This is a genomic window from Streptomyces sp. SID12488, from assembly GCF_010548275.1.
In the GTDB taxonomy this organism is placed as follows: Bacteria; Actinomycetota; Actinomycetes; order Streptomycetales; family Streptomycetaceae; genus Streptomyces.
The window spans coordinates 15,605-41,371 of record NZ_JAAGLT010000036.1 but is presented as its reverse complement, the minus strand read 5'-3'; the positions used below and the strand labels follow the sequence as shown (position 1 = coordinate 41,371).

The 25,767-nt window shown below is 69.8% G+C and carries 27 protein-coding genes; 17 read left to right on the top strand and 10 right to left on the bottom strand.

Features of this window, described 5'->3' with window-relative positions:
- Nucleotides 1-43: 43 nt before the first annotated feature.
- Complete coding sequence (locus G3I56_RS36770; RefSeq protein ID WP_164416789.1) at nucleotides 44-1,864, bottom strand: bifunctional metallophosphatase/5'-nucleotidase; 1,821 nt, start codon at nucleotides 1,862-1,864, stop codon at nucleotides 44-46.
- Nucleotides 1,865-2,076: 212 nt separating this feature from the next.
- Here G3I56_RS36770 and mshD point away from each other — a divergent pair, with 212 nt between their 5' ends.
- From mshD to G3I56_RS36730, 8 genes are all read left to right on the top strand, one after another.
- Complete coding sequence (gene mshD, locus G3I56_RS36765) at nucleotides 2,077-3,012, top strand: mycothiol synthase (protein WP_164416787.1); 936 nt, start codon at nucleotides 2,077-2,079, stop codon at nucleotides 3,010-3,012.
- A 118-nt stretch (nucleotides 3,013-3,130) separates the two neighbouring features.
- A complete protein-coding gene (locus tag G3I56_RS36760; RefSeq protein ID WP_164416785.1) occupies nucleotides 3,131-3,532 on the top strand; it encodes a GntR family transcriptional regulator in 402 nt (133 codons plus the stop codon).
- Nucleotides 3,529-4,425, top strand: coding sequence for an ABC transporter ATP-binding protein (locus G3I56_RS36755; RefSeq protein ID WP_164416783.1), 897 nt, complete (start codon nucleotides 3,529-3,531; stop codon nucleotides 4,423-4,425). The genes G3I56_RS36760 and G3I56_RS36755 overlap by 4 nt, the downstream gene beginning before the upstream one ends.
- Entirely contained in the window at nucleotides 4,422-5,426 is a 1,005-nt protein-coding gene (locus G3I56_RS36750) for an ABC transporter permease subunit (RefSeq protein WP_164416781.1), read from the top strand. The genes G3I56_RS36755 and G3I56_RS36750 overlap by 4 nt, the downstream gene beginning before the upstream one ends.
- Nucleotides 5,423-6,415, top strand: coding sequence for an ABC transporter permease subunit (locus G3I56_RS36745; protein ID WP_164416779.1), 993 nt, complete (start codon nucleotides 5,423-5,425; stop codon nucleotides 6,413-6,415). The genes G3I56_RS36750 and G3I56_RS36745 overlap by 4 nt, the downstream gene beginning before the upstream one ends.
- A gap of 135 nt (nucleotides 6,416-6,550) precedes the next feature.
- On the top strand, nucleotides 6,551-8,920 hold the full coding sequence (locus tag G3I56_RS36740; RefSeq protein WP_203691539.1) for an RNA degradosome polyphosphate kinase: 2,370 nt from the start codon (nucleotides 6,551-6,553) through the stop codon (nucleotides 8,918-8,920).
- On the top strand, nucleotides 8,901-10,037 hold the full coding sequence (locus G3I56_RS36735; protein WP_164416774.1) for a CHAD domain-containing protein: 1,137 nt from the start codon (nucleotides 8,901-8,903) through the stop codon (nucleotides 10,035-10,037). Before G3I56_RS36740 ends, G3I56_RS36735 begins: the two co-directional genes overlap by 20 nt.
- A gap of 8 nt (nucleotides 10,038-10,045) precedes the next feature.
- Nucleotides 10,046-10,465 (top strand): NUDIX hydrolase, encoded by a 420-nt coding sequence (locus tag G3I56_RS36730; protein ID WP_164416772.1) that lies wholly within the window; start codon nucleotides 10,046-10,048, stop codon nucleotides 10,463-10,465.
- 13 nt (nucleotides 10,466-10,478) lie between these two features.
- On the opposite strand, the gene G3I56_RS44335 is transcribed toward G3I56_RS36730, so the two are convergent.
- The gene (locus G3I56_RS44335; RefSeq protein WP_239135316.1) at nucleotides 10,479-10,685 is read right to left on the bottom strand and encodes a hypothetical protein; all 207 of its coding nucleotides are present in this window, start codon (nucleotides 10,683-10,685) and stop codon (nucleotides 10,479-10,481) included.
- A gap of 103 nt (nucleotides 10,686-10,788) precedes the next feature.
- Here G3I56_RS44335 and G3I56_RS36725 point away from each other — a divergent pair, with 103 nt between their 5' ends.
- Both G3I56_RS36725 and G3I56_RS36720 read left to right on the top strand, forming a co-directional pair.
- Nucleotides 10,789-11,634 carry a hypothetical protein gene (locus tag G3I56_RS36725; RefSeq protein WP_164416769.1) on the top strand — a complete coding sequence of 282 codons (846 nt, stop codon included), beginning with the start codon at nucleotides 10,789-10,791 and terminating at the stop codon, nucleotides 11,632-11,634.
- Between the two features lie 138 nt (nucleotides 11,635-11,772).
- Nucleotides 11,773-11,961 carry a hypothetical protein gene (locus G3I56_RS36720; RefSeq protein WP_164416767.1) on the top strand — a complete coding sequence of 63 codons (189 nt, stop codon included), beginning with the start codon at nucleotides 11,773-11,775 and terminating at the stop codon, nucleotides 11,959-11,961.
- Nucleotides 11,962-12,041: 80 nt separating this feature from the next.
- On the opposite strand, the gene G3I56_RS36715 is transcribed toward G3I56_RS36720, so the two are convergent.
- Nucleotides 12,042-12,419: a metal-sensitive transcriptional regulator gene (locus tag G3I56_RS36715; protein ID WP_164416765.1), complete on the bottom strand. Its 378-nt coding sequence runs from the start codon at nucleotides 12,417-12,419 to the stop codon at nucleotides 12,042-12,044.
- A 217-nt stretch (nucleotides 12,420-12,636) separates the two neighbouring features.
- Between G3I56_RS36715 and G3I56_RS36710 the strand changes: the two genes are divergently transcribed.
- The 3 genes from G3I56_RS36710 to G3I56_RS36700 all read left to right on the top strand — a co-directional run bounded on the left by G3I56_RS36710 (nucleotide 12,637) and on the right by G3I56_RS36700 (nucleotide 15,273).
- Nucleotides 12,637-13,257, top strand: coding sequence for a DUF47 family protein (locus G3I56_RS36710; RefSeq protein ID WP_164321238.1), 621 nt, complete (start codon nucleotides 12,637-12,639; stop codon nucleotides 13,255-13,257).
- A gap of 7 nt (nucleotides 13,258-13,264) precedes the next feature.
- A complete protein-coding gene (locus G3I56_RS36705) occupies nucleotides 13,265-14,263 on the top strand; it encodes an inorganic phosphate transporter (RefSeq protein ID WP_164416763.1) in 999 nt (332 codons plus the stop codon).
- 167 nt (nucleotides 14,264-14,430) lie between these two features.
- Complete coding sequence (locus G3I56_RS36700) at nucleotides 14,431-15,273, top strand: DUF4394 domain-containing protein (RefSeq protein WP_164416761.1); 843 nt, start codon at nucleotides 14,431-14,433, stop codon at nucleotides 15,271-15,273.
- 81 nt (nucleotides 15,274-15,354) lie between these two features.
- On the opposite strand, the gene G3I56_RS36695 is transcribed toward G3I56_RS36700, so the two are convergent.
- From G3I56_RS36695 to G3I56_RS36685, 3 genes are all read right to left on the bottom strand, one after another.
- On the bottom strand, nucleotides 15,355-16,104 hold the full coding sequence (locus G3I56_RS36695) for an anti-sigma factor (RefSeq protein ID WP_164416759.1): 750 nt from the start codon (nucleotides 16,102-16,104) through the stop codon (nucleotides 15,355-15,357).
- Nucleotides 16,101-16,697, bottom strand: coding sequence for an ECF RNA polymerase sigma factor SigK (gene sigK, locus G3I56_RS36690; protein WP_164416757.1), 597 nt, complete (start codon nucleotides 16,695-16,697; stop codon nucleotides 16,101-16,103). The genes G3I56_RS36695 and sigK overlap by 4 nt, the downstream gene beginning before the upstream one ends.
- A 94-nt stretch (nucleotides 16,698-16,791) precedes the next feature.
- Entirely contained in the window at nucleotides 16,792-17,223 is a 432-nt protein-coding gene (locus G3I56_RS36685; RefSeq protein WP_164416755.1) for an ATP-binding protein, read from the bottom strand.
- Nucleotides 17,224-17,448: 225 nt separating this feature from the next.
- Between G3I56_RS36685 and G3I56_RS36680 the strand changes: the two genes are divergently transcribed.
- Nucleotides 17,449-17,832 (top strand): hypothetical protein, encoded by a 384-nt coding sequence (locus G3I56_RS36680; RefSeq protein ID WP_164416754.1) that lies wholly within the window; start codon nucleotides 17,449-17,451, stop codon nucleotides 17,830-17,832.
- Between the two features lie 151 nt (nucleotides 17,833-17,983).
- On the opposite strand, the gene pstB is transcribed toward G3I56_RS36680, so the two are convergent.
- From pstB to pstS, 4 genes are all read right to left on the bottom strand, one after another.
- Complete coding sequence (pstB, locus tag G3I56_RS36675; RefSeq protein ID WP_164416752.1) at nucleotides 17,984-18,760, bottom strand: phosphate ABC transporter ATP-binding protein PstB; 777 nt, start codon at nucleotides 18,758-18,760, stop codon at nucleotides 17,984-17,986.
- Between the two features lie 71 nt (nucleotides 18,761-18,831).
- A complete protein-coding gene (gene pstA, locus G3I56_RS36670; protein WP_164416750.1) occupies nucleotides 18,832-19,890 on the bottom strand; it encodes a phosphate ABC transporter permease PstA in 1,059 nt (352 codons plus the stop codon).
- A complete protein-coding gene (pstC, locus tag G3I56_RS36665; RefSeq protein WP_164416748.1) occupies nucleotides 19,887-20,897 on the bottom strand; it encodes a phosphate ABC transporter permease subunit PstC in 1,011 nt (336 codons plus the stop codon). The genes pstA and pstC overlap by 4 nt, the downstream gene beginning before the upstream one ends.
- Before the next feature lie 110 nt (nucleotides 20,898-21,007).
- Nucleotides 21,008-22,135, bottom strand: coding sequence for a phosphate ABC transporter substrate-binding protein PstS (gene pstS / locus G3I56_RS36660; RefSeq protein ID WP_164416746.1), 1,128 nt, complete (start codon nucleotides 22,133-22,135; stop codon nucleotides 21,008-21,010).
- Between the two features lie 395 nt (nucleotides 22,136-22,530).
- Here pstS and G3I56_RS36655 point away from each other — a divergent pair, with 395 nt between their 5' ends.
- From G3I56_RS36655 to G3I56_RS36645, 3 genes are all read left to right on the top strand, one after another.
- Complete coding sequence (locus tag G3I56_RS36655; protein ID WP_164416744.1) at nucleotides 22,531-24,090, top strand: FAD-binding oxidoreductase; 1,560 nt, start codon at nucleotides 22,531-22,533, stop codon at nucleotides 24,088-24,090.
- 177 nt (nucleotides 24,091-24,267) lie between these two features.
- On the top strand, nucleotides 24,268-25,101 hold the full coding sequence (locus G3I56_RS36650; RefSeq protein WP_164416743.1) for an alpha/beta hydrolase: 834 nt from the start codon (nucleotides 24,268-24,270) through the stop codon (nucleotides 25,099-25,101).
- Between the two features lie 22 nt (nucleotides 25,102-25,123).
- Nucleotides 25,124-25,720, top strand: coding sequence for a TetR-like C-terminal domain-containing protein (locus G3I56_RS36645; RefSeq protein WP_164416906.1), 597 nt, complete (start codon nucleotides 25,124-25,126; stop codon nucleotides 25,718-25,720).
- Nucleotides 25,721-25,767 lie beyond the last annotated feature (47 nt).

Here is a 25,767-nt window from a genome sequence, read left to right as displayed (position 1 = left end):
CGATACGCCTTGGGCCCTTCGGCAGACAACTACTGCTTACTGCTTACTGCACGACCGTGATCCGCTTCGCCGCCGGAGGCGCGATCGGCGTCGTCGGCGTGGAGTTGGCGGTCAGGTACTCCGCCAGCACCGCGAGGTCGTCCGCGCCGACCAGGTCGTTCGTGCCCTGGCCCAGCGTCGGGAAGCCGTCGCCACCGCCCGCGAGGAAGTTGTTCGTCGCGACGCGGTAGGAGGCGGCCGGGTCGATCGCCGCACCGTTCAGCCTGACCGAGTCGGCGACCAGACGCGCGGCGCCGGCCTTCGTCAGGTCAAGGGTGTAGGTGAGCCCCGACGACACCTGGAGCACCTTCGGAGAGGCCGCGTTCGTGCCGCTCACCTGCTCCTGGAGTACGGAGACGATCTGCGCGCCGGTGAAGTTCTGGAGGTTCACCGTGTTGGAGAACGGCTGGACCGTGAAGCCCTCGGCGTAGGTGACGACACCGTCGCCCTCGGCACCCTTGGCCGCGAAGGTGAGCCCCGCGCGGATCCCGCCCGGGTTCATCAGCGCGAGGTCGGTCTCCGGGTCGAGCTTCTTGCCGTACGCCAGCTGCGAGTCGGCGATGAGGTCGCCCATCGGGGACTCGGTGCCGGTGTTGTTGATGTCGCCGGAGATGTAGCCGATCGCGCGGTTGCCGATGGGCGCCGCGAGGGTGTTCCACCGGGCGATCAGGGCGGTCATGTCCGCGGCCTTGGCGACGGTCCGGGTGACCACGTGGTTCGCGGAACGGACGGCCGTACGGGCGATGTCACCCGTCTTGCGGTCGTACGTCAGCGTGGTGTCCGTGTACAGGCGGCCGAAGGACGCGGCCGAGGTGACCGTGCGCGGCTTGCCCGACGGGTCCGGGATCGTGCAGGCGTACGCGGCGTGCGTGTGGCCGGTGACCAGCGCGTCGACCTTCGGGGTGATGTTCTTCGCGATGTCGACGATCGGACCGGAGATGCCGGAGCCGCCCGCCGCGTTGCAGTCGTAGTTGTAGGCCGTCGAGGCCGGGAGGCCGCCCTCATGGATCAGCGCGACGACCGACTTGACGCCCTGCTTCTCCAGCTCCTTGGCGTACTTGTTGATCGTCTCGACCTCGTCCTTGAACTTGAGGCCCTTCACGCCCTCGGCGGAGACGACACCCGGGGTGTCCTCGAGGGTCACGCCGATGAAGCCGATCTTGACGCCGTTGTTCTTCCACACCCAGTAGGGCTTGAGGATCGGCTTCTTGGTCTTCGCGTCGAGCACGTTCGCCGCGAGGTAGGGGAAGTCCGCGCCCTTGAACTTCTTTCCCTTGACGTAGCAGCCGTCGGTCGGGTGACAGCCGCCTTTCTGCAGGCGGCCCAGCTCCTTGGCGCCCTCGTCGAACTCGTGGTTGCCGACGGAGGTGACGTCGAGGTCGAGTTCGTTCAGCGCCTCGATGGTGGGCTCGTCGTGGAAGAGGCCCGAGATCAGCGGGGAGGCACCGACCATGTCGCCGCCGGCCGCCGTGATCGAGTACGGGTTGTCCCCGCGCGCCTCGCGCAGGTGCGTGGCGAGGTACTCGACACCACCCGCGTCGATCGTCTTCGTCGTGCCGTCGGCCTGGAGTTCGGTGACCCGGCCGGAGGAACCGGACGGCGGCTCGAGGTTGCCGTGCAGGTCGTTGAAGGACAGCAGCTGCACGTCCTGGTAGCGGCTCGGCTTGCTGTGGCCCTTGCCGCCGGGCTTGGACGCACTGTCGCCGGCGCTGGCCGGGAGAGCGGCGGCGGCGAGAGCGCCGACCGTGGCGATACCGGCGACGCCGGCGAGCAGCACGCGCGTACGGCGTCTGCGGCGGTGGTACGGCTGGGGTGTGGCTGGCATGGGTGCCCCCCTGAAGTGAGCGAGGTTGGGAAGACTGTGGGAAAACCTGAAGACGCCCGAGGAAAGGGCGACGTAAGAAGAACGTGAGAATTCAGTCCCGTCCCGGCGCAGCCTAGAGTCAACGCGCGTAGCGCGACAGGGGTTCAGGGTTACGGAACGGTTGCCTCCTCGGGAGATTCACCATGAAACGGGCAGGCCTTACCCTCGTAGCCATGACCAGCGACGACACCGCGCGCCCCGGCTCCCCCGACCTGTCTCGTTCCATCGACACCCTGGCCGCCCTCACTCCCGAGCAGGCCGACGCAGTCCTCGCACTGCTTGCGGACGCCGCCCGGGCCGACGGCCAGCAGGCGGTGTCCGAGCAGGGGCGGCTGCAGATGCGCGGGGGCGCCCGCGAGGGCGTGTCGCACTTCCTCCTGCTCGCCGGCGGCGAGATCGTCGGCTACGCACAGTTGGAGGACACCGACCCGGTCGAGGCGCCGGCCGCCGAACTGGTCATCCACCCGGCCCACCGCGGTCACGGTCACGGACGTGCCCTCGGCTCGGCCCTGCTGGCCGCCTCCGGCAAGCGGCTGCGCGTCTGGGCGCACGGCGCCCACTCCGCCGCCCGGCACCTGGCCCAGGTCCTCGGCCTCGCCCTCTTCCGCGAACTGCGCCAGCTGCGGCGGCCGTTGACCGACCTGGAGCTGCCCGAGCCGAAGCTCCCGGAGGATGTGACGGTACGGACCTTCGTGCCCGGCGAGGACGACGCGGCCTGGCTCGCCGTGAACGCCGCCGCCTTCGCCCACCACCCCGAACAGGGCTCCCTCACCCAGCGCGACCTCGAAGACCGCATGGCCGAGGCCTGGTTCGACCCGGAGGGCTTCTTCCTCGCCTTCCGCGACGGCGAACTCATCGGCTTCCACTGGACGAAGACGCACGCGGCGGAGGGCCTCGGTGAGGTGTACGTCATCGGCCTGCGCCCGGGGGCCCAGGGCGGTGGCCTCGGCCGGGCGCTGACGACGATCGGCCTGCGCCACCTCGCACAGCGCGGGCTACCCACGGCGATGCTGTACGTCGACGCGGACAACACGGCGGCGGTGGCGCTGTACGAGCGGCTGGGCTTCGAGACCCACGAGACGGACCTGATGTACCGCACCGAGTCCTGAGACAACTCCTCGAAACAGATGAACCCCCGAAACACGTGATGGGGGCGGTGATCTTGACACCGCCCCCTCTCTTGGGTCACCCTTTCACTACTCAATTAGTGAAAGGGTGGTTGTACGAGTGGTCGAGTACCGCATCGACAGACGCACCGGCGTCGCCACCTATCTGCAGATCGTCCAGCAGACCAAACAGGCCCTACGCCTTGGCCTGTTGGAACCCGGCGACAAGCTGCCCACGGCCCGTGAGGTCGTGGAGGCCACCGCCATCAATCCGAACACCGTCCTGAAGGCCTACCGCGAGCTGGAACGCGAAGGCCTGGTCGAGGCACGGCGGGGCCTCGGCACGTTCGTCCGCAAGTCGCTGGGGGCCGCCCCGGCGGACTCCCCGTTCGGCGCCGAACTGGCCGACTGGGCCGGCCGCGCCCGCGACGCCGGACTCGAACGGGACGACGTGGCCGCGCTGTTCACCTCCGTACTCGACACACATTTCGCCGACACGCAGTTCAAGGGGGACCAGGGATGAGCGACACCGCCATGGAGGCGGCCGGACTGGGCAAGCGGTTCGGCCGACTGAAGAACAAGGGCTGGGCGCTGCGCGAGTGCTCGTTCCGCCTGCCGGCCGGGCGCGTCTGCGCGGTCGTCGGGCCCAACGGCGCCGGCAAGTCGACGCTGATGGCCCACGCGGCCGGTCTCCTCAGGCCCACCGAGGGCACGCTCACCGTCCTCGGCACCAGCCCGGCGGCGGCGCGTGAGCGTATGGCGTACGTCGCCCAGGACAAGCCGCTGCACCCCCAGCTCACCGTCGAGGACACCCTCCGCCTGGGCCGGGAGCTCAACCCCCGGCGCTGGGACCAGGCCGTCGCCGAGGGTGTCGTCGCGGACGGCGCCCTCGACCCCGACGCCAAGATCCGCAACCTCTCCGGCGGTCAGCGCACCCGGGTCGCGATAGCCCTCGCCCTCGGCAAACGCCCCGAGCTGCTGCTCCTGGACGAGCCGATGGCCGACCTCGACCCGCTCGCCCGGCACGAGCTGATGGGCACCCTGATGGCCGACGCCGCCGAGAACGGCACCACGGTTGTCATGTCCTCGCACGTCGTCGCCGAGCTGGAGGGCTCCTGCGACCACGTCCTCCTCGTCGGCGCCGGCCAGGTCCGCCTCTCCGGCCCGCTGGAGGACCTGCTCGCCGCCCACACCCTGGTCACCGGCCCGGCCGCCGACCTCGACGGCCACACGGTCATCGAGTCCCGTACGACGGGCCGCCAGACCACCGCCCTCATCCGCCCCGGGGGCCGCCTCGCCGGCACCTGGCGGAGCGCCACCCCCACCCTGGAGGAACTGGTCCTCGCCCACCTCCGCTCCCCCGGGGCACCGCCCCTGCACCTCGACGCGGACGAGTCGGCGGAGGCCGCCGTATGACCGCCACCGCCGCACTCGCGGCACCCGAGCGACCCGCGGCGCAGCGCACCGGCCGTCTCCACGGCCTCACCTGGACCCTGCTGCGCGTACACCGGGCCGCACTCTGGTTCTGGCTGCTGTACGTCGCCGTGGTCGCCGTCGTGCTCCTGTGGACGTACGGGCCGGGCGCGAACGCGGCCATGGACGAGCTGATGCGCTCGGGCTGCCGTGACGGCGGCATGCCCAACCTCGGCTGCGACGAGCTGGGCACGCACGGAGCCCGCTGGGACTCGGGCGTCGCCCTCGGCAGCTCCATGATCGCCCTCGCCCCGATCATGATCGCCACCTGGGCGGGCGGCTCGCTCATCGGCCGCGAGCTGGAGGACGGCACGGCCCAGCTGGCCTGGACGCAGTCCGTGTCCCCGGCACGCTGGCTCGCCGCCAAACTCGCCGTGCCCGCCGTACTGATCGTCGCGGGCATGCTCCCGCTCACCCTGCTGCACCGCATGATGTGGACGGCCGATCCCGAGCTGCGGGGCGACAGCTGGAACTGGTCCGACAGCCAGATCTTCAACGCCAACGGCGTCCTGGCCACCGTCTACGCCCTGTTCGGGCTGGCCTTCGGCGTCCTCGTGGGCATGGTCGCGCGCCGTTCGGCGCCCGCTCTCGGCGTCTCCATGTTCAGCACCGGATTCGGCCTGCAGTACTTCCAGTCCCTGCGTCCACACCTGTGGGCCGCCGAGACCCGGAAGGTCACGGGCGAGTTCTCCGGCTACCTCGGCCTGCCGGTCGGCGAGGGCTCCTACACCTCCACCGGCGCACGTCTCCCCGACGTGCTGTGCGGCGACCGGGCCGCGTGCCTCACCCGCAACGACGTCGTCGGCGAATACCGCGACTACCACCCCGCCTCCCACTTCTGGCCCCTCCAGCTTGTGGAGACCGGCATCCTCCTCGCCCTCACCGCGGTGGCCGCGCTGATCGCGTTCGCCCTGCTCAAGCGCCGCACGGGAGCCTCCGTATGACCACCACCACCGCACTCGCGACACCTGCGAGACCGCAGCGCACCGGCGCCGTCCAGGGTCTCGTCCGGGCCACACTCCGCCTGCACCGCTCGGCCCTCTGGTTCTGGCTGCTGCTGATCGCCGTGGCCGCCGGCGTGCTGCTGTGGATGTACGGCTGGGGAGCCGACGCGGCCTTCGCCGAGTTCGTCCGGAAGGGCTGCGCCGGCGGGAACCTCAGCGACAGCTGCGACTACAGCGGCCCCGCCCAAGCCCGCTACGACACCGCCAACACCATCAGCGGCGGCCTCATCAGCTTCGTACCACTGCTCACCGCCCTCTGGGCCGGCACCTCGCTCATCGGCCGCGAGCTGGAGAACGGCACCGCCCAGCTGGCCTGGACCCAGTCCGTGTCCCCAGCACGCTGGCTCGCCGCCAAACTCGCCGTACCGGCCGCGCTGCTCACCGCGGGCACCCTCGTCCTCGTACTGCTGCACCGCCTGGCGTGGGGCGCGCACACCGAGCTGTTCCATGGCATGGGCATCCGGCACTGGTACGACGAGAGCACCTACGTCGCGAACGGCACCCTCGCCCCCGCATACGCACTGCTCGGCCTGGCCGTCGGCGCCCTGACGGGACTGGTCGTCCAGCGGTCCATGGCCGCCTCCGGCGGCACCTTCTTCGCCTTCATGGCCCTGGTGTACGTGATCTCGTCACTTCGTCCGCAACTCTGGCCGGTCAAGACCCTGACCAGCAAGGACGACTACCCGGACTACATCGGCATGGTCGTCGGCGACGGCGCCCTGACCTCCACCGGGAAGCACATCAGCGACCCCATCTGCGTCGTCGACACCCAGTGCCTCGCCGACCACGACGTCGTCGGCTTCTACCGCGACTACCACCCGTCCTCCCACTTCTGGCCCCTCCAGCTCATGGAGACCGGAGTCGTCCTCGCCGTCGCCGCCGCCGTGACGGCCGCCGCCTTCTGGCTGCTGCGCCGCCGCACGGGCTGAGCGCCCGCCCACCCATCCGCGGGTGCCCCTTCCGCAGCGGAAGAAGGGGCACCCACCCCCGCGAGCCGCCCCCCGATATCCCGCACGTCATGTCCCCGTAACCAGTGATTCAGCCAGGCTTGCGAGGCTCACCCAATGACGCCCGCCGTGCCTGAGCCTTCGCCGCCCCCCGAGGGCACCAACGGGACCGGAGCCGACCGGATCGCCCCCGCCGCGCTCCCGCCCGCACGCTCCGACGCGCCCGTACCGGGCGAGGCGCGGAACAATGGGGTCATGAGCCAGCCAAACGCCCAGTCGCAGGTACAGCACGCGCAGCCGTCCGTCGGTTCCCTGACCTCCCACCGCCCGCACACGGTGTCGGCCGTGGTCTCCGACCTGGAACCCGACATCGACGCCGACCTCGACGAGTACGAGGAGGCACCCTACGACGGCGAGCTGCTGCCGCAGGGCCGCTTCCTCGACCGGGAGCGCAGCTGGCTCGCGTTCAACGAGCGGGTGCTCGAACTGGCCGAGGATCCCAATACACCCCTCCTCGAACGGGCTAACTTCCTGGCGATCTTCGCCAGCAATCTGGACGAGTTCTTCATGGTCCGGGTGGCCGGTCTGAAGCGCCGGATAGCCACCGGCGTGGCCACCCGTTCCGCCTCCGGTCTCCAGCCCCGCGAGGTGCTGGAGATGATCTGGGCCCGCTCCCGCGAGCTGATGGCCCGGCACGCCGCCTGCTACCAGGAGGACGTGGCCCCGGCGCTCGCCGAGGAGGGCGTGCACCTGGTCCGCTGGAGCGAGCTGACGGAGAAGGAGCAGGCCCGCCTGTTCACCCTCTTCCGCCACCAGATCTTCCCGGTCCTCACCCCGCTGGCCGTCGACCCTGCGCACCCCTTCCCGTACATCTCGGGTCTCTCCCTGAACCTCGCGGTGATCGTCCGCAACCCGGTGAGCGGACACCGCCACTTCGCGCGCGTGAAGGTGCCGCCGCTGCTGTCCCGCTTCCTGGAGGCCTCCCCGAGCCGGTACGTGCCCATCGAGGACGTCATCGCCGCGCACCTCGAAGAGCTGTTCCCCGGCATGGAGGTCCTGGAGCACCACGCCTTCCGCCTCACCCGCAACGAGGACCTGGAGGTCGAGGAGGACGACGCCGAGAACCTCCTCCAGGCCCTGGAGAAGGAACTGATGCGGCGCCGCTTCGGGCCGCCGGTGCGTCTGGAGGTCGAGGAGTCCATCGACCGGTACGTACTCGACCTGCTGGTACGGGAGTTGAACATCACCGAGGCCGAGGTGTACCCGCTGCCGGGTCCCCTCGACCTCACCGGCCTCTTCGGCATCTCCTCCCTCGACCGGCCCGAGCTGAAGTTCCCCAAGTTCATCGCCGGCACCCACCGCGACCTGGCCGAGGTCGAGTCGTCGTCCGCGCCGGACATCTTCGCGGCCCTGCGCGAACGGGACGTCCTCCTCCACCACCCGTACGACAGCTTCTCCACCTCCGTCCAGGCCTTCCTGGAACAGGCCGCGCTCGACGACGACGTCCTCGCCATCAAGCAGACCCTGTACCGGACCTCGGGCGACTCCCCGATCGTGGACGCCCTGATCGAGGCCGCCGAGGCCGGCAAGCAGGTCCTCGTCCTCGTCGAGATCAAGGCCCGCTTCGACGAGCAGGCCAACATCAAGTGGGCGCGCAAGCTGGAGGCGTCCGGCTGCCACGTCGTCTACGGCCTCGTCGGTCTGAAGACCCACTGCAAGCTGTCCCTGGTGGTCCGCCAGGAGGGCGACACGCTGCGCCGCTACTCCCACGTCGGCACCGGCAACTACCACCCCAAGACGGCCCGCCTCTACGAGGACCTGGGCCTGCTGACGGCGGACCAGCAGGTGGGCGCGGACCTCTCGGACCTGTTCAACCGGCTGTCCGGCTACTCCCGCCGGGAGACCTACCGCCGTCTGCTGGTCGCCCCCAAGTCCCTGCGGGACGGCCTGATCTCGCGGATCAACAAGGAGGTCCAGCACCACCGTGCCGGACGTCCCGCGTATGTCCGTATCAAGGTCAACTCGATGGTGGACGAGGCGCTCATCGACTCGCTGTACCGCGCCTCCCAGGCAGGTGTCCCGTGCGACATCTGGGTGCGCGGCATCTGCGCCGTACGGCCGGGAGTCCCGGGGCTCTCCGAGAACGTACGGGTCCGTTCCGTCCTCGGCCGCTTCCTCGAACACTCCCGGGTCTTCATCTTCGGCAACGGCGGCGAGCCCGAGGTGTGGTTCGGCAGCGCCGACATGATGCACCGCAACCTCGACCGCCGCATCGAGGCACTCGTCAGGGTCACGGACCCGACCCACCGGGCCTCGATCAACCGGTTGCTGGAAACCGGCATGTCCGACACCACCCAGTCCTGGCACCTGGGCCCGGACGGTGAATGGACCCGGCACGCGACGGACTCCGAGAGCCAGCCACTGCGGAACGTCCAGGAGATGCTCATAGACGCCCGGAGGCGTAGGCGTGGCACAGCGACACCTTGACCCGACCGACCCCACGACGGCCGGACCCACGACGATCGGTCCCACGACGATCGGTCCCACGACCGGTCCCGTGACCCCCGACGCCCTGGCGGACTATCTGCGGGCGCAGGCGACGGAGTTCCTCCGCGCCCTGCGCCTGCACAGGGAGACAGGCACGGGTACGGCACACACGGGCTCCTCCGCCTCTCCCGGAGAGGAGCCCGTGGACGCGGCCCGCGCCCTGCGCCACGCGGCCCGCCGCATCACGGGCACCCTGCACACCTTCCGGCCCCTCCTCGAACCCACCTGGTCGGAGGCACTGCACCCCGAACTCGCCTGGCTGTCAGGCACGTTGGCGAGGGAACACGCCTACGCGGCCCGCCTGGAACGCCTGCTACTGGCCCTGCAGCGACTGTCGGGGGCGGCGCCCTTCCCGAAGCAGCCGGCCGTGGGACCCGGCGACACCGGCCCCCGGCAACACCCGGCGGCCACCCCGGACCGCAGCAACCTGACGGTGGGCGCCGCGAAAGCGGGCGCCCTGCTGGAACGCCAACTGACCCTGGCCCGCACCCGATCCCACTCAGCGGCCCTGCAGGCCCTGGGGTCGAGCCGCTTCCACGCGGTGGCCGACAACGTCGCCGTCCTCGCCAGCGAAGTCCCCCTCACCCCCGCCGCCACCACGGCCCTCACCGACCTGCGCCCCTTCGCCGCCGCGGCCCACGAACGCCTCTGCGACGCCGTCACCGCCCTGCCCCTCCTCACCGCCGGCCACCCCTACAACGCCGAGGCCCTCGTCCACGGCCTCTCCCCCGACCCGGCCCCCCACCCCCAGGACGCCCCCTGGCACCACGTACGCCTCCTCCTGCGCCTGCGCCGCTACGCCCACGAGGTCCTGGAGGGTGCCGAAGCCCGCAGCGGCCTCGACGGACGGATGCCGGCGGCCGGCACGGCACTCAACCGGCACCGGGACGCGTCCGAGGCCGCCGCGGCGGCGGCCTCGGCGGCACGCACCCCCCGTATCGCCCCGGCGACGGCGTACGCGCTCGGCGTGCTCCACGCCGACCAGCGCCACGAGGTGGAGGCGGCCCGGTTCGCGTTCCAGCAGTCCTGGGAGAAGAAGGCGATGATCACAAGGTGACCCACGAGGTGACATCCGACAGCGAGCACCCCGTACTCGCGGCGGGCTGCGTCCTGTGGCGCCGCTCGCCCATGGACGGCGGCCTGGAGATCTGCCTCGTCCACCGGCCGAAGTACGACGACTGGTCGCACCCGAAGGGCCACCTGAAGCACGACGAGCAGGGACTCGCCGCCGCGCTGCGCGAGGTCGAGGAGGAGACGGGCTACCGGGCGACCCCCGGCGCCACCCTCACCAGCACCCACTACGAGGTCAACGGCCGCCCCAAGCAGGTGAGTTACTGGGCGGCGGAGGCAACGTCCGGCGCCTTCACCCCGAACGACGAGGTCGACCGCATCCTGTGGCTGCCCCCGACGGCGGCCCGCGAACGCCTCACCCAGCCCCGCGACAAGGAACTGGTCGACGAACTGCTGGCCCTGCCGCAGAGGTAGGTCAAGGGGCTGGTCAGCGGACCGGCTGAGGTGTGTCGTCCACGTGCCCCCTGCCGTCCGTCCGGGCCATGCTCCGGGCCCGGCGGGCCGGTCCACGCCACCCGCAGACGCATCTGGCGAAGCAGAACGGCCCGTGTTCCACCACGGAAACGGAGTGTTCTTCGGGCAACTGGGAACGTTCGCTTCGATCTTGCTGCGCCACACCCACAACGGTACCCATCCCGGGTAAAGCGCTGGTATGCGCGTGACAACCTCCCCCACCCCTCGTTAGGCGGAGGGACAGAGGCCGTGGACCGACGGCCCTGCTTGGGGGTGGACGGCGGATGGAACGGCGGCGGCACTGGCGAGGTGGCGGGGCGGTCGTCATGGCCGCCGCGACGACCGGTCTCCTGATCTGCGCCACCGGCTGCACGCGCGCGGGCGAGGCCGCCACCGCGGACGCCCGCCCGGCCGGCGACGCGGTCCGCGTCCTGCACCGGGCCGCCACGGCACTGGTCGAAGCGGGCACCTCCCGCACCACCACCTCCATGGAGATGGCCACCGGCGGCACCCGCGTCACCATCCGGGGCGAGGGCGTCTACGACTACACGAAGCAGCTCGGCCACCTGCGGGTACTGCTCCCCCAGGACCCGGCGGGCACCAGCCCGCACCGCCCGATCACCGAACTCCTTGCCCCTGGCGCCCTGTTCATGAAGAACCGGGGTGCGGGCGTCCCCGCCGACAAGTGGGTACGGGTGGACACGGCGACCCTGTCCGACGGCAACCTGGTGACGGGCGGGGCCACGGACCCGTTCGCCGCCGCCGAGGTGCTGCGCGGGACGCGCGAGGCGACGTACGTCGGCCGGACCCGGGTCGCCGGCGTCGACGTACGGCACTACCGGGGCACCGCCGACCTCGCCGAGGCCGCGAAGAGCGCCTCGCCCGGCAACAGGGGCCCGCTGGGAGCGGCGGCGAAAGGGTTCGCCACGGCCCGGGTCCCCTTCGACGCCTACCTCGACGACGAGGGCCGCATCCGCAAGCTCCTGCACCGGTTCAGCTTCGTCAACGGGCAGCGGAAGGGCACGGTCGCGGTGGCCTCGACGACACTGCTGTACGACTTCGGGGCCCCCGTGCACGTACGGTTGCCGAGGCCGGCGGACATCTACGCGGGCCGTGTCGCCGAGCAGTGAGGGCCGGGCGCGAGCCCCGCGAGCAACCCGGCACGGCCCGGCTGCGTCCGCCGTAGCGCAAGGACTAGCCCGTCCGTGCCATGCGCGGTGTGTGGCCCGCTCCCTACTCTAGGAAGCGGTAACGGCAGAGAAGAGGTGATGCACGTGGCACCGGTCGGCGGTACGGCAGTTCAGGACCACGTGGCCCTCGCCGAGATCGAGCTGTGCGGAGACCTGATCATCGCGGCCTCGGCGGCCGGCGAGGAGCGGCTCAGCCTGGAGAGCATCGACGAGGTGCTGCGGGTGGCGGAGGAGCGCGAGGGGCGCAAGCTCACACAGGATGGCTGAAAAGCGATGTACACCACGTACACCACGTACATCTTGCACACCTGCACACCTTGTACAGCACGGAGGTCGGCCGGGGCGGGTCAGGTACGCAGCAGACGACCGATCGCCTTGGTCGCCTCCTCCACCTTCGCGTCGATCTCGGTACCGCCCTTGAGGGCCGCGTCCGCGACACAGTGCCGCAGGTGCTCCTCCAGGAGCTGGAGCGCGAAGGACTGCAGGGCCTTGGTGGAGGCCGAGACCTGGGTGAGTATGTCGATGCAGTAGACGTCCTCGTCGACCATCCGCTGGAGCCCGCGGATCTGCCCCTCGATCCGGCGCAGCCGCTTCAGGTGCTCGTCCTTCTGCTGGTGATACCCGTGCACACCCCGGTCGTGGTCGGTCACCACGTCATGCGCCGCGTCGGCCACCACGTCGGTCGTCACGTCGGGCGTCTCCGCGCCGGCCTCGGTGGTCGTCATCGTCGCGTCCTCCCGTTGGACAAACATCAGACACAAAAGCGTCAATATACCCCTGCCGGGTATATCGTAACCAACTTTGCTGGGTATAGGGCCGGTGTAGACCACCGTGCGGTCCACTCCGGCCGATGGGCGACACTGGGGGGCGACCCGATAGCCGTGGCCGGATGTTGCGCCTAGCATCAGCCTGACCGAACCCGAAGGACTCCGAGGACCTCACGTGCGATTTCGTCTGACCCCCAGGGAGACGAGCTTCTACGACATGTTCGCCGCGTCCGCGGACAACATCGTCACGGGCTCGCGACTCCTCATGGAACTGCTCGGGGCGGACGCCTCCGGCCGGGCCGAGATCGCGGAGCGTATGCGGGCCGCGGAACACGCCGGTGACGACGCCACACACGCGATCTTCCACCAGTTGAACTCCTCGTTCATCACGCCGTTCGACCGTGAGGACATCTACAAGCTCGCCTCGCTGCTCGACGACATCATGGACTTCATGGAGGAGGCCGTCGACCTGGTCGTCCTCTACAACGTGGAGGAACTGCCCAAGGGCGTCGAGCAGCAGATCGAGGTCCTGGCACGGGCGGCGGAGCTGACGGCGGAGGCGATGCCGAACCTCCGCACGATGGAGAACCTGACGGAGTACTGGATCGAGGTGAACCGGCTGGAGAACCAGGCGGACCAGATCCACCGAAAGCTTCTGGCCCACCTGTTCAACGGCAAGTACGACGCGATCGAGGTGCTCAAGCTCAAGCAGATCGTGGACGTGCTGGAGGAGGCGGCCGACGCCTTCGAGCACGTGGCGAACACGGTGGAGACCATCGCCGTCAAGGAGTCCTGACCTCTTCATGGACACCTTCGCACTGATCGTGACCATTGGCGTCGCGCTCGGATTCACATACACGAACGGCTTCCACGACTCGGCGAACGCGATCGCGACGTCCGTGTCGACCCGCGCCCTGACGCCCCGCGCGGCGCTGGCGATGGCCGCGGTGATGAACATGCTCGGCGCGTTCCTGGGCAGCGGCGTCGCGAAGACGGTCAGCGAGGGCCTGATCGAGACGCCCAAGGGCTCCTCGGGCATGGCGATCCTGTTCGCCGCGCTGGTCGGCGCGATCACCTGGAACCTGGTCACCTGGTACTTCGGCCTCCCCTCGTCCTCCTCGCACGCGCTGTTCGGCGGCATGGTGGGGGCGGCACTGGCGGGCGGTACGAAGGTCTACTGGGACGGCGTCCTGGAGAAGGTCGTCATCCCGATGTTCCTCTCCCCGGTGGTGGGCCTCCTGGCCGGTTACCTGGTGATGACGGCGATCATGTGGATCTTCCGGCACTCCAACCCGCACAAGGCCAAGCGCGGCTTCCGTATCGCCCAGACGGTGTCGGCGGCCGGCATGGCCCTGGGCCACGGCCTCCAGGACGCCCAGAAGACGATGGGCATCGTGGTGATGGCCCTGGTCATCGCCGACGTCGAGGACTACGGCGACCCGATCCCGATCTGGGTCAAGATCTCCTGCGCGGTGATGCTGTCCCTGGGCACGTACGCGGGCGGCTGGCGCATCATGCGCACCCTGGGCCGCAAGATCATCGAGCTGGACCCGCCCCAGGGCTTCGCGGCGGAGGCCACGGGCGCGTCGATCATGTTCGCCACGGCCTACATCTTCAAGGTCCCGGTCTCCACGACCCATGTGATCACCTCGGCGATCATGGGCGTGGGCGCGACGAAGCGGGTGAAGGCGGTGCGGTGGGGGATCGCCAAGAACATCGTCATGGGCTGGTTCATCACGATGCCGGCCGCGGCGGCGGTGGCTGCCGCCGGCTATGGGGTCGTGTACTTGGCGTTTCTGTAGGCCGCCGGTGGGGCCGCGAGACCCCTCGCCTGTTCCACCGCCGCCCTGCTCATGACCATGGGACGGCGCCGTTTGGTCGCACAAGATGTGCCCGAGGAGCGGGTTGCTGTTTTCGTCGTATGGACGGCGCCCGGCTGTGCGGCGCCCTGACTCCCGACGGAGATCTCATGCGCAAGACAGTCCTCGCAGTGGCGCTCACCGCTGCCCTGTCCACCGCCGCTCCCGCGCTGGCCGCCGATCCCGGCCAGGGTGATGGCCGGCACGGGCTGAAGGTGACCGGGCTGACCAGCGACCAGCGTCTGGTGCAGTTCCGCACCAAGGGACCGGGCAAGGTCTCCTCGATCGGTACGGTCACCGGCCTGCAGGGCGACACAGCTCTGGTGGGCATCGACTACCGCGTCCAGAACGGCTGGCTCTACGGCGTCGGCAACGCAGGCGGCGTCTACACGCTGAACACTGGCAACGCCGCGGCGACGAAGGTCTCCCAGCTGAGTGTCGCCCTTCAGGGCACCCTCTTCGGGGTGGACTTCAACCCGGCCGCCGACCGACTGCGGATCATCAGCGACACCGGCCAGAACCTGCGCCACAACGTCAACGTCGCCTCCGGCGGCACCGTCATGGACGGCACCCTCACCAACCCGACGATGCCGCCGTCCACGGCCCTCGGGGTGACCGGTGCCGCCTACACCAACAACGACCTCAACCCGGCCACCGCCACCAGCCTGTTCGACATCGACACCACCAACGACCGCGTCTCGCTGCAGTCCCCCGCGAACTCCGGCACCCTCGCCCCCACCGGAAACCTCGGAGTCAACGCCGGCCCCAACGCGGGCTTCGACATCTACTACTCGCCCAAGGACGGCAGCAACCAGGGCTACGCCACCCTCTCCACCAACGGCTCCTACCGGTTCTACCAGGTCAACCCGCTCACCGGAACGGCGATCGACCTCGGCGCCTTCCCCTCCAACCGGCAGGTCTTCGACGTCGCTCTCCCCCTCAGCCAGAGCTAGTCCCCCGCGTCGACACCGGGTGAGCCCCGCGACCCCACGCATGGCGGCCCACCCGGTGTTCCGCCCGCCCCAGAACCGGCGTTACGTGCTGACCTGGATGAGGCCGAGTGGCTCGGTGGTGGGCTGCTCGGATCCACCGGCGGGTTCCACGGTGATGCCGACAGCGATCGCTCCGTCAACGGGGCTGTCCAGGACACGGGCGGGACGGCCTCCCGTGCCCGGCAGAAGCCCGGCCGGGCGCAACTCTCCTGACGGTGCCGAATACCACAGTTCGTACACCTTGTCGTCGCTCAGGGCCGGCAGGCCCGTGGCGACGAAGGCAGCCCGGTTGCCGGTACGGGAGACGACGACGACAGCGTCGGCGCCTCCGGTCAGTTTCCCGGCGTGCAAGGTGGCATCCGGTGCGGTCAGGACATCGGTCAGCGCGTACTTCCCGCTCCGCAGAGCGGCCGCCTGGGCACGGGCGTCCTCGGCCCGGGAGTACTGCCAGGCGGCGGTCCCACCGAACGAGACAGCGGCGGCCAGGCTCGCGGCCAACGCCCAGGACAGCGACCGGTGCCGCCGACCGGGCAGCGGGCGGGAAACGGTGACGTGGCCCTGCGGGGTACGGTCGATCTCGCGCAGGACGCGCTCGTGCAGGCCTGCCGGCACGGCAGCGGTCGCGGCCTCCGCGAGCGCGAGACAGCTCGCGGTCCCGGTCAGCTCGGCCACCTCACGCCGACACGCTTCGCAACTGCTCATATGCCGCTCGAAGACGGCTTCCTCGTCCGGTGGCAGGGCGTGCAGGACGAAGGCCCCAACGGCCAGGTGCAGGTCCTCGGCGGATGTCACGACCGGCCCTCCAGACAGTTGTGCAGCAGACGCAGCCCGGTGCGCATCCGGGACTTCACCGTGCCGGCCGGCGCTGACAGGGACTCCGCCACCTCGCGGTAGGTCATGCCCTGGTAGTAGGCGAGCAGAAGAGGAACCCGGTACAGGTGGGCGAGATCGTCCAGGCACCGATGGGTGCGCCGCCGTTCGTCATCGCCCTCCACGGCCTCGGCGACCTCGTCGTACTCCCGGCCCGCGATCAACGCGCCGACGCGATACTCGCGTTGTGCCGCTGACTGGACGTGACGGACCCGGTCCACCGCTCTGTGGTGGGCCAGAGTGAGTACCCAGGCCTTGGCGGTTCCGCGCTCGGGACGGTAGCGGCCCGCTGTGCGCCAGACCTCGACCATCACGTCCTGTGTCACTTCCTCCGCCTGCGCCGCGTCCTGCAGGATGCGGCAGGCCAGCCCCATGACCGGACGCGCCAGGGCCTCGTAGACGCCGGTGAACGCGCTCTTGTCGCCCGCCGCGACCTTGACCAGCAACGCCTCGACGCTCTTGGCGTCGCTCGGGGAGGGCGGCTGCGGTTCTTCTCCGTACCTCAAGCCGGGCATCTGCCTCACGTTTCCCTCGACGTGCTTCTTCTGGCCGACGCTGCGCGCCGGGGGAGGAACCCGCAGCCCGGGGCCCTCATTCGGCTCAGCGCATTCACTCCCTGAGGTCAGGGACGCCAGGCCCCAGGTCGAGTGCGGCGTGCACGGTCTTGCCCTCCGGGGTCGGCGCGACGCTGACCCGGGCGCCCAGTTCCCCGAGCATGGTCAGACCGAAGCCACCCCGTTCGTCCACGCAGGTGACAGCCCGCGCCTGAGGAACTTCCGCACTGGTGTCCGCAACGCCGATATCGAGCTCGGAGCCGCAGACGGTGAGCGTCAAGGTGCAGGGCCCACTGGTGTGACGAAACGTGTTGGTGACCAGCTCGGAGACGATGAGTATCGCGTCGGCGGCAGCGCCGAACGGGGCCTCGCAAGCGGCGAGCCACCGGGCTGTGATCTTGCGGGCCACCTCGGGAGCATGGCGGCTGCGGGCCAGCACGACGCGATGGCTGGCGATGTGCGCGGGTGAATCCACGGTGATGGTCATGACCGCCCCCTGGGCGAATCGGAGTGACAGGGTCTCGTGAGGGATTCGATACCACCGGGCCTACGGATGACTTTTCGTTTCAGGGACGGGGAATTTCCCGCTCCCTACCTACCGCGCTCGCGATTTTTCTCGATTTCTCCCAGTTCGACTCATACGTGAGCCCGCCCGCTTCGAATCCCTTGTGTCATGCGAATCGAGCCACTCGGAAGGAAGGAGGTGAGCCGGATGACTGCATCCCTGCGAGTCCGTCGTCTGGTGACCGGTGTCGCCGCCACAGGACTGCTGGCCGGCGGCGCCGCCCTGGGCCTCTCCGGCACAGCTGCCGCGGCCCCGGCCACCACGACCGCGGCCACCGCGCTGACCGGTGACCACAACGACCACCACGACCGGTGCGAATGGAAGAAGGGGCACTGGGAGAAGAAGTGGGTCAAGGGCCACTGGGAGAAGAAGGTCTACTACACGAAGACCTGGCACCAGGGTCACTACGACGGGTACGGCAAGTGGCACCAGGGCTCCTGGACCTATGACCACCACCACAAGTGGGTCTACGTCCACGGGTACTGGTACAACTTCTGGGTCAAGGGACACCTGGACTGCCACCACTGGTGACTCCAGGCCACCGGACACCGTGACACAAGAACGGGCCCGCCCCCGGAGAACTTCCGGGGGCGGGCCCTATTCGACCTCGCGGTGGCACCGCCATGCAGCACCGCGAGGGGTATTCGGGAGGACGTGCGCAGGACGTACAGGCGGCGTCGGCTCAGCCGAAGCGGCCCGAGATGTAGTCCTCCGTCGCCTGGACGGACGGGTTGGAGAAGATGCGCTCCGTGTCGTCTATCTCGATCAGCTTGCCGGGCTGGCCGACCGCCGCGAGGTTGAAGAACGCCGTCTTGTCCGAGACACGCGCCGCCTGCTGCATGTTGTGCGTCACGATGACGATCGTGAACCGTTCCTTCAGCTCACCGATCAGGTCCTCGATCGCGAGCGTGGAGATCGGGTCGAGGGCCGAGCACGGCTCGTCCATCAGCAGCACCTTGGGCTCGACGGCGATCGCACGCGCGATGCACAGTCGCTGCTGCTGGCCGCCCGACAGACCCGAACCGGGCTTGTTCAGGCGGTCCTTGACCTCGTTCCAGAGGTTGGCGCCCTTCAGCGACTTCTCCACGATGTCGCTCAGCTCGGACTTCTTGTACGAGCCGGCCAGCCGCAGCCCCGCCGCCACGTTGTCGTAGACCGACATCGTCGGGAAGGGGTTCGGGCGCTGGAAGACCATGCCGACCTCACGCCGTACCGCCACCGGGTCGACCCCGGCGCCGTACAGGTTCTCGTCGTCGAGCATGACCTTGCCGTCGACGCGCCCGCCGGGCGTGACCTCGTGCATGCGGTTGAGGGTGCGCAGGAAGGTGGACTTGCCGGAGCCGGAGGGGCCGATGAAGGCCGTCACCGAGCGCGGCTCGACCGTCATCGAGATGTCCTCGATCGCGCGGAAGGAACTGTAGTAGGCGCTGAGGCCGCTTACGTCGATTCGCTTGGCCATGGGTATCACTGCTTCTTTCGAGGGGGCGGGCGGCCACCCGGCCGACCACAGGTCGCTGTCAGTCGGCCGCGTCAGCGACCTGTCTTCGGAGCCTTCCAGCGGGCGATACCGCGAGCTCCGAGGTTGAGGATCATCACGAAGGCGATCAGCGTGAGCGATGCCGCCCAGGCGCGGTCGTACGCCGCCTCCGCACCGCCGCTGTTCGCGTACTGCTGATAGATGTACAGCGGCAGCGAGGCCTGCGCACCCTCGAACGGGTCGTTGTTGATGAAGGGGTTGCCGAAGACCAGGAGCAGCACCGGGGCCGTCTCACCCGCGATACGTGCCACCGCCAGCATGACACCGGTGGTGATACCGCCGATGGCGGTCGGCAGGACCACTTTCAGGATCGTGCGCCACTTCGGGATACCGAGCGCGAGAGACGCCTCGCGCAGCTCGTTCGGTACGAGCTTCAGCATCTCCTCCGTCGAACGGACGACCACCGGCATCATCAGGATCGCCAGAGCCAGCGAACCGGCGAAGCCGAACGGCTGCATGTCGAACTGCAGCATGAGGCTCAGGATGAAGAGGCCCGCGACGATCGACGGGATGCCCGTCATGACGTCCACGAAGAACGTGACCGCCCTGGACAGCGCGCCGCGCCCGTACTCCACCAGGTAGATCGCGGTGAGTACGCCGATCGGCGCGCCCATCGCGGTGGCCAGGCCGACCTGCTCCAGGCTGCCGATGATGGCGTGGTAGATGCCACCGCCCGGCTCGTTGTCGGAGACGACGCCCATCGAGTGGGTCAGGAAGAAGACGTCGAGGACCTTCACACCGCGCGAGACGGTCGTCCACAGCAGGGAGATCAGCGGTACGAGGGCGAGCAGGAAGGCGACCCAGACCAGCGAGGTCGCGATGCGGTCCTTGGCCTGACGCTTGCCCTCGACGCTCGTGGCGATGACGTACGTACCGACGACGAAGAGGATCGCCGCGATCAGGCCCCACTGGATGCTGCTGTCCAGGCCGGCGGCGAAGCTGATGCCGATCCCGAGGGCGACGGAAGCGCCGGCCAGGGCCCAGGAGAACCACTTGGGAAGCCTGGCGCCCTGCAGGGAACCGGTGGGCTTCTCGGCTACGACGGTGCTCATGCGTTGGCCCCCGAGTACTCGGCGCGACGGGCGATGATCGCGCGGGCCGCGCCGTTGACCACCAGAGTGATGACGAACAGGACCAGACCGGAGGCGATGAGCGCGTCACGGCCGTACGGTGACGCCTCACCGAACTTGGCGGCGATGTTCTGCGCGAAGGTGCCGCCGCCCGGGTCGAGCAGGCTGGTCTGGATGAGGAAGCTCGGGGAGAGGACGGTGGCGACGGCCATCGTCTCGCCCAGCGCGCGGCCGAGGCCGAGCATCGCCGCGGAGATCACGCCGGAGCGGCCGAAGGGCAGTACCGCCATCCGGATGACCTCCCAGCGTGTGGCGCCGAGGGCCAGCGCGGCCTCCTCGTTCATCCGCGGGGTCTGCCGGAACACCTCACGGCTGACGTTCGTGATGACGGGGAGGATCATGACTGACAGCAGGATGCCCACGGTCAGCATCGAGCGGGGCGCGCCCTCTTCCCAGGAGAAGATGCCGGTCCAGCCGAGGAAGTCGTTCAGCCAGCCGAAGAGGCCGTTCATGTTCGGTACGAGGACCAGGGCGCCCCACAGGCCGTACACGATGGACGGTACGGCGGCGAGCAGGTCGATCACATACGCGATGGGGCCGCTCAGCTTGCGCGGGGCGTAGTGCGTGAGGAACAGCGCGATGGCGACGGCGACCGGGACCGCGATGGCCATGGCGATGATCGAGGAGACCACCGTGCCGAAGGCCAGGACCGCGATGCCGAACACCGGCGGGTTGAGGTTCGCGTTCCACTCGAAGGTGGTGAGGAAGTTCGCGTCGTCCTTGCTGATGGCGATGACCGCGCGATAGGTGAGGAAGATCGCGATAGCGGCCATGATCGCCAGCAGCAGGATGCCCGAGCCACGGGAGAGACCGAGGAAGATCCGGTCACCGAGGCGGGTGGCGCCGCGGGCGGCGCGCTTCTCCTCGGCCGTGGGCGGCTCGGGGGCGGCGGGTGAGGTGGTGTCTGGGTTCTTGGTGGTTATGTCCATCGGGTTCTCCGGTCTGCGGGGCCGCACCCGGGGATGCGGCTCCTGGCGGCGGTGCACCGGACGGTGCGGCCGGGTCCCCCTTGGTGGCGGGACCCGGCCGCACGCTCAGATCAGGCCAGGCTCTCGACGGTGGTGCGAACCTTGGCGATGATGTCGGCGGGGATCGGCGCGTAGTCGATCCCGCTCAGGATTCCCTGGCCCTCTTCGCTGGTGATGTAGCGGAGGAAGGCCTTCGTGGCGGGCAGGGTGTCCGCCTTGTTGCCCTTGTCGCAGGCGATCTCGTACGTCACCAGGGTGATCGGGTACGCGCCCTCGGCCTTGGTCTTGTAGTCCAGCTTCAGCGACAGGTCGCTGCCGGTGCCGACCACCTGGGCGGCCGCGATGGCCTTGGTGGCGGAGTCGGAGGAGGGCTTGACCGGGGCGCTGGCGCCGGTCGCCACGGACACCGTGGACAGGTCCTTGGCGTACGACAGCTCCATGTAGCCGATCGCGCCTTCGGTCTGCTTGACCTGCGCCGCGATGCCTGAGGAACCGGAGGCCGCCTGGCCGCCCTTCGCCTGCCAGGCCTTGCCGCCCTCGTACTTCCAGTTCTCGGGGGTGGTGGCGATCAGGTACTTGGTGAGGTTGTCCGTGGTGCCGGAGTCCTCGGAGCGGTGGAAGGCCTGGATCTTGGTGCTCGGCAGCGTCGCGGTCGGGTTCAGCGCCTTGATCGCGGCGTCGTCCCACTTGGTGATCTTGCTGTCGAAGATCTTCGCGAGGGTGGGCGCGTCCAGGACCAGGTTGTCGACACCCGGGACGTTGTAGGCGAGCGCGATGGCGCCGCCGACGGCCGGGAGGTCGATGGCGGTGCCGCCGGTGCAGACCGCCTTGGACGCGGTGACGTCGTCGGGCTTCAGCGCCGAGTCGGAGCCGGCGAAGGCGACCGTGCCCTGCGTGAACGCGGTGACGCCGGCGCCCGAGCCGCCGCCCTTGTAGTTGATCTGCACGCCGGGGCAGGCGGCCGTGAAGGCCTTGACCCAGGCGTCGATCGCGTTCTTCTGCGCGGAGGAGCCGTCGGCCAGGAGCTGGCCCTTGGCGTCGTCACACTTGATGGAGCTGGCGGCACCGGTGGTGGCACCGCCCGTGGCCTTCGTGTCAGTGCCGGTGTCGTCAGAGCCGCACGCCGTGAGGGCCAGGGCGCCGGAGACGGCGAGAGCACCGAGGGTGAGGGCCCGCCGGTTCATGCGCTGAAGCTTCACTGTCTGGTGTTTCCTTCCAGGAGCCGCCGACCTGAGATCCGGCGGCGTGCGAGGTCGCGAAATATGAGTGGTGCGGGGGCGCCCAGGAGGGCACACGCAGCACCGGTAAGGCCGAAAGTAGGCAGATCAGGTGAAGCCACCTACGGGCGCGGGTGAACGGAGGGTGAACCCCTGCGGTCGGTGCGGTGAGGTCACGGAATGCTCACGGGGAGAACACGTGTGGGTCCCGACCCGGGGATCGGCCCCGGCCACCCGGCTTCTGCTGTACAAGCCCGGAATACCCCCTTCCTTCACCCCCCGCAAACGCGGCGGGTGAAGGAACCCACGATGCCCGGAACCCGTCTCGTTCGACGGGAGCCACTGCGGGCTCAAACGGAGGAACCGAGGGGAGCGCCATGCACCGGCGTACGTTCATGGGAGGCGGCGTGGCCGCCCTGGCCGCGATGACGACGACGGCGTGCGAGGGCAAGGGGGACCTGGACACGAAGGGGGCCCCGGAAGGCACTACCGGGGGAACGACTCCCCTCACCGCGACGAGCGCCTCGGCCCCCGCCAACTGGACGGCCCTCGGCCGCGACCTCGACGGCCCGCTCATCCGCCCCGGGGACGCCTCGTGGGCATCGGCCCGGCAGCTCTACAACACCCGCTTCGACGGACTCAAGCCGGCCGCGGTGGCGTACGTCGCCCACGCGGACGACATCCGTACGGTGCTGTCGTACGCCCGCGCCCACTCCGTCCCCGTGGCGATCCGCAACGGCGGCCACTCGTACGCGGGCTGGTCCTCGGGCAACGGCCGCCTGGTGGTCGACGTATCGAAGCTGAACCGGGTGAGGGCGGCCGGCGGCACGGCGGTGGTGGGAGCGGGCTCGAAACTGATCGACGTCTACCGCGCACTCACCGCCAAGGGCGTCACGATCCCGGCGGGCTCGTGCCCGACGGTGGGCGTGTCGGGCCTGACGCTGGGCGGCGGCCACGGCGTGGTGTCGAGGGCGTACGGCCTGACCTGCGACAGCCTCACTCAGGCGACGCTGATCACGGCGGACGGCCGCGAACTCACGGCGAACGCCACGACGAACAAGGACCTGTTCTGGGCCCTTCGAGGCGCGGGCAACGGCAACTTCGGCATCGTCACGGAACTCCAGTTCCGCACGCACCCCGCCCCCCAGGCGGTGGCGGCGTACATGACCTGGCCGTGGCGGAAGGCGGCGGCGGTGATGAAGGCCTGGCAGGAGTGGGGCCCGACGCAGCCGGACGAGATCTGGTCGGCCCTGCACGTGGCGAACACGGCCGGCGGCACCCCGACCGTCTCCATCTCCGCGTTCTCCCTGGGCACCTACACAGAACTGCAGAACGCGGTGGACCGCCTGGCGGACAGAATCGGTTCTTCGGCCACGAGCGTCTCGCTGAAGCGCCGCTCGTACGAGGAGGCGATGGAGGTGTACGCGGGCTGCTCGTCCTTCGCGACGGACGCCCAGTGCCACCTGCCGGGCCGAACCCCGGGCCGCTCCCCGCAGGGCGCGCTGGGCCGGGAGACATACGCGGCCCGCTCGGACTTCTTCGACCGCTCCCTCTCCACGTCCGGAATCCAAACGCTCCTCTCACGCATCACCTCGGTCCAGGGCGGCTCGGGCAGCATCGCGTTCACGGCACTCGGGGGCGCGGTGAACCGGGTCTCACCGACGGCGACGGCATTCGTCCACCGGCGCAGCCGCATGCTGGCCCAGTACATCGTGTCCTGGCGCGCGGGTACGACGGGCACGGCGGCCCAGTCCTGGCTGACCTCGGCCCACACCGCCATGGCCCCACACGCCTCGGGCGCCGCCTACCAGAACTACACGGACCCCACCCTGCGGAACTGGCGCAAGGCGTACTACGGCGACGCGGCACCCCGCCTCCAGCAACTGAAGCACCAGTACGACCCGAACCGGGTGTTCACGTACCCGCAGGCGCTGTAACCGCCCTCGCCGCCCCCGTCCCCCGCCAACCGGACCTCGAGGGAGGCACCCCGCGGGCTTTGTGCGCGGCCCGGCCCGGCCCGCGGTGCTGTCACGGGGCTTGACCTCCCGGCTAATGCTGATAGCTTTTAGCTAATGCAGTTAGCCGCCGAGTCGGCGGACCACATGGAGGTAGTCGTGACCGAGTTCCTGAAAGTCGACGGCGGGACCATCGCGTACGAGGTGAGCGGTGTCGCCGGACCGCTGGTGGTGGTTGCCCACGGCATGGGCGACAGTCGCGAGGCCTACAGGTTCTTCACCCCCGCTCTGGTGGAAGCCGGGTACCGGGTCGCCGCGGTGGACCTGCGCGGCCACGGTGAGTCCAGCGTCGGGTGGGCGTCCTACACCCGCACCGACCTCGCGGGTGACCTGATCGCCCTGGTGAAACATCTCGGTGAGCCGGCGGTGCTCGTCGGCCACTCCATCGCCGGGGGTGCGGTCACGATCGCCGCGGCCAAGGCACCGGAGCTCATCACCGCGGTGGTCGAGCTCGCGCCCTTCACCCGCAAGCAGCAGGTCCGGCTCGGTGACCTGCGGGTGGCCGGCTACCGCCGCGGCATGATCCACCTCATGGGCACCACCGTTTTCGGCAGCACCGGGCAGTGGGCCAAGTACCTGGCCGTCGCCTACCCCGGCTCCAAGCCCGCGGACTGGGACACGCGCATAGGGCAGATCACCGCGATGCTGGAGGAGCCCGGCCGGATGAAGGTCCTGCAGGCGATGGGCAAGATCTCCCCCGTCGACGCAGGTGAGCAGCTGGGCAACGTCACCTGCCCGGTGCTCGTCGTGCAGGGCACCCTCGATCCTGACTGGGCCTCGCCGCAGGCCGAGGGCGAGGCGATCGTCGCCGACCTGCCGGCCGGTCTGGGCCGGCTGGAGATGATCGAGGGCGCCGGTCACTACCCGCACGTCCAGTTCCCCGAGCAGACCCTCACGGCGGTCCTGAGCTTCCTGGCCGGTGTCGGTGCCTAGGGCGGGCCTGGACGCGGCCACGATCGCCGCCGCCGGCGCCGCGCTCGCCGACGAGATCGGCTTCAGCGAGCTGACCATGGGCCGGCTGGCCGAGCGACTCGGGGTGCGCGCCCCCTCGCTCTACAAGCACATCGCCGGCCAGGACGACCTCCACCGGCGCATCGCGGCGCTCGCCTTCGACGAGGCCGGCGTCGCGATCGGCACGGCCATCCAGGGCCGCACCGGGCGCGACGCCCTGGCCGCCGCAGCCGGCGCGCTCCGCGACTTCGTGCTCACCCACCCCGGCCGCTACGCGGCCACCCTCGACCTGACGCCGACCGGTCCCGACGACCCGGTCGCGCTCGCCGCCGGCCGGGGGATCAGTCCCTTCGCAGCGGTACTGCGGGGATACGACATCGACCCACAGGAGATGACCCACGCGCTGCGGGCGGTGCGCAGCATCTTCCACGGCTTCGCCCACCTGCAGGTATCCGGCGGATTCCAGTGGTCGGCCGACGTCGGCGAGAGCTTCGAATATCTCATCGACCTCGTCGACCGTGGCCTTCGTTCCGCCACCGCCGCAAACCCTGCCACCACGGCCGCCACGGACCCCGCGGACCCCGCGGATCATCACCGGTAGACCCCACGCCCGCCGGACCGCCACCCCCTCCTCCCGACACACGCCAG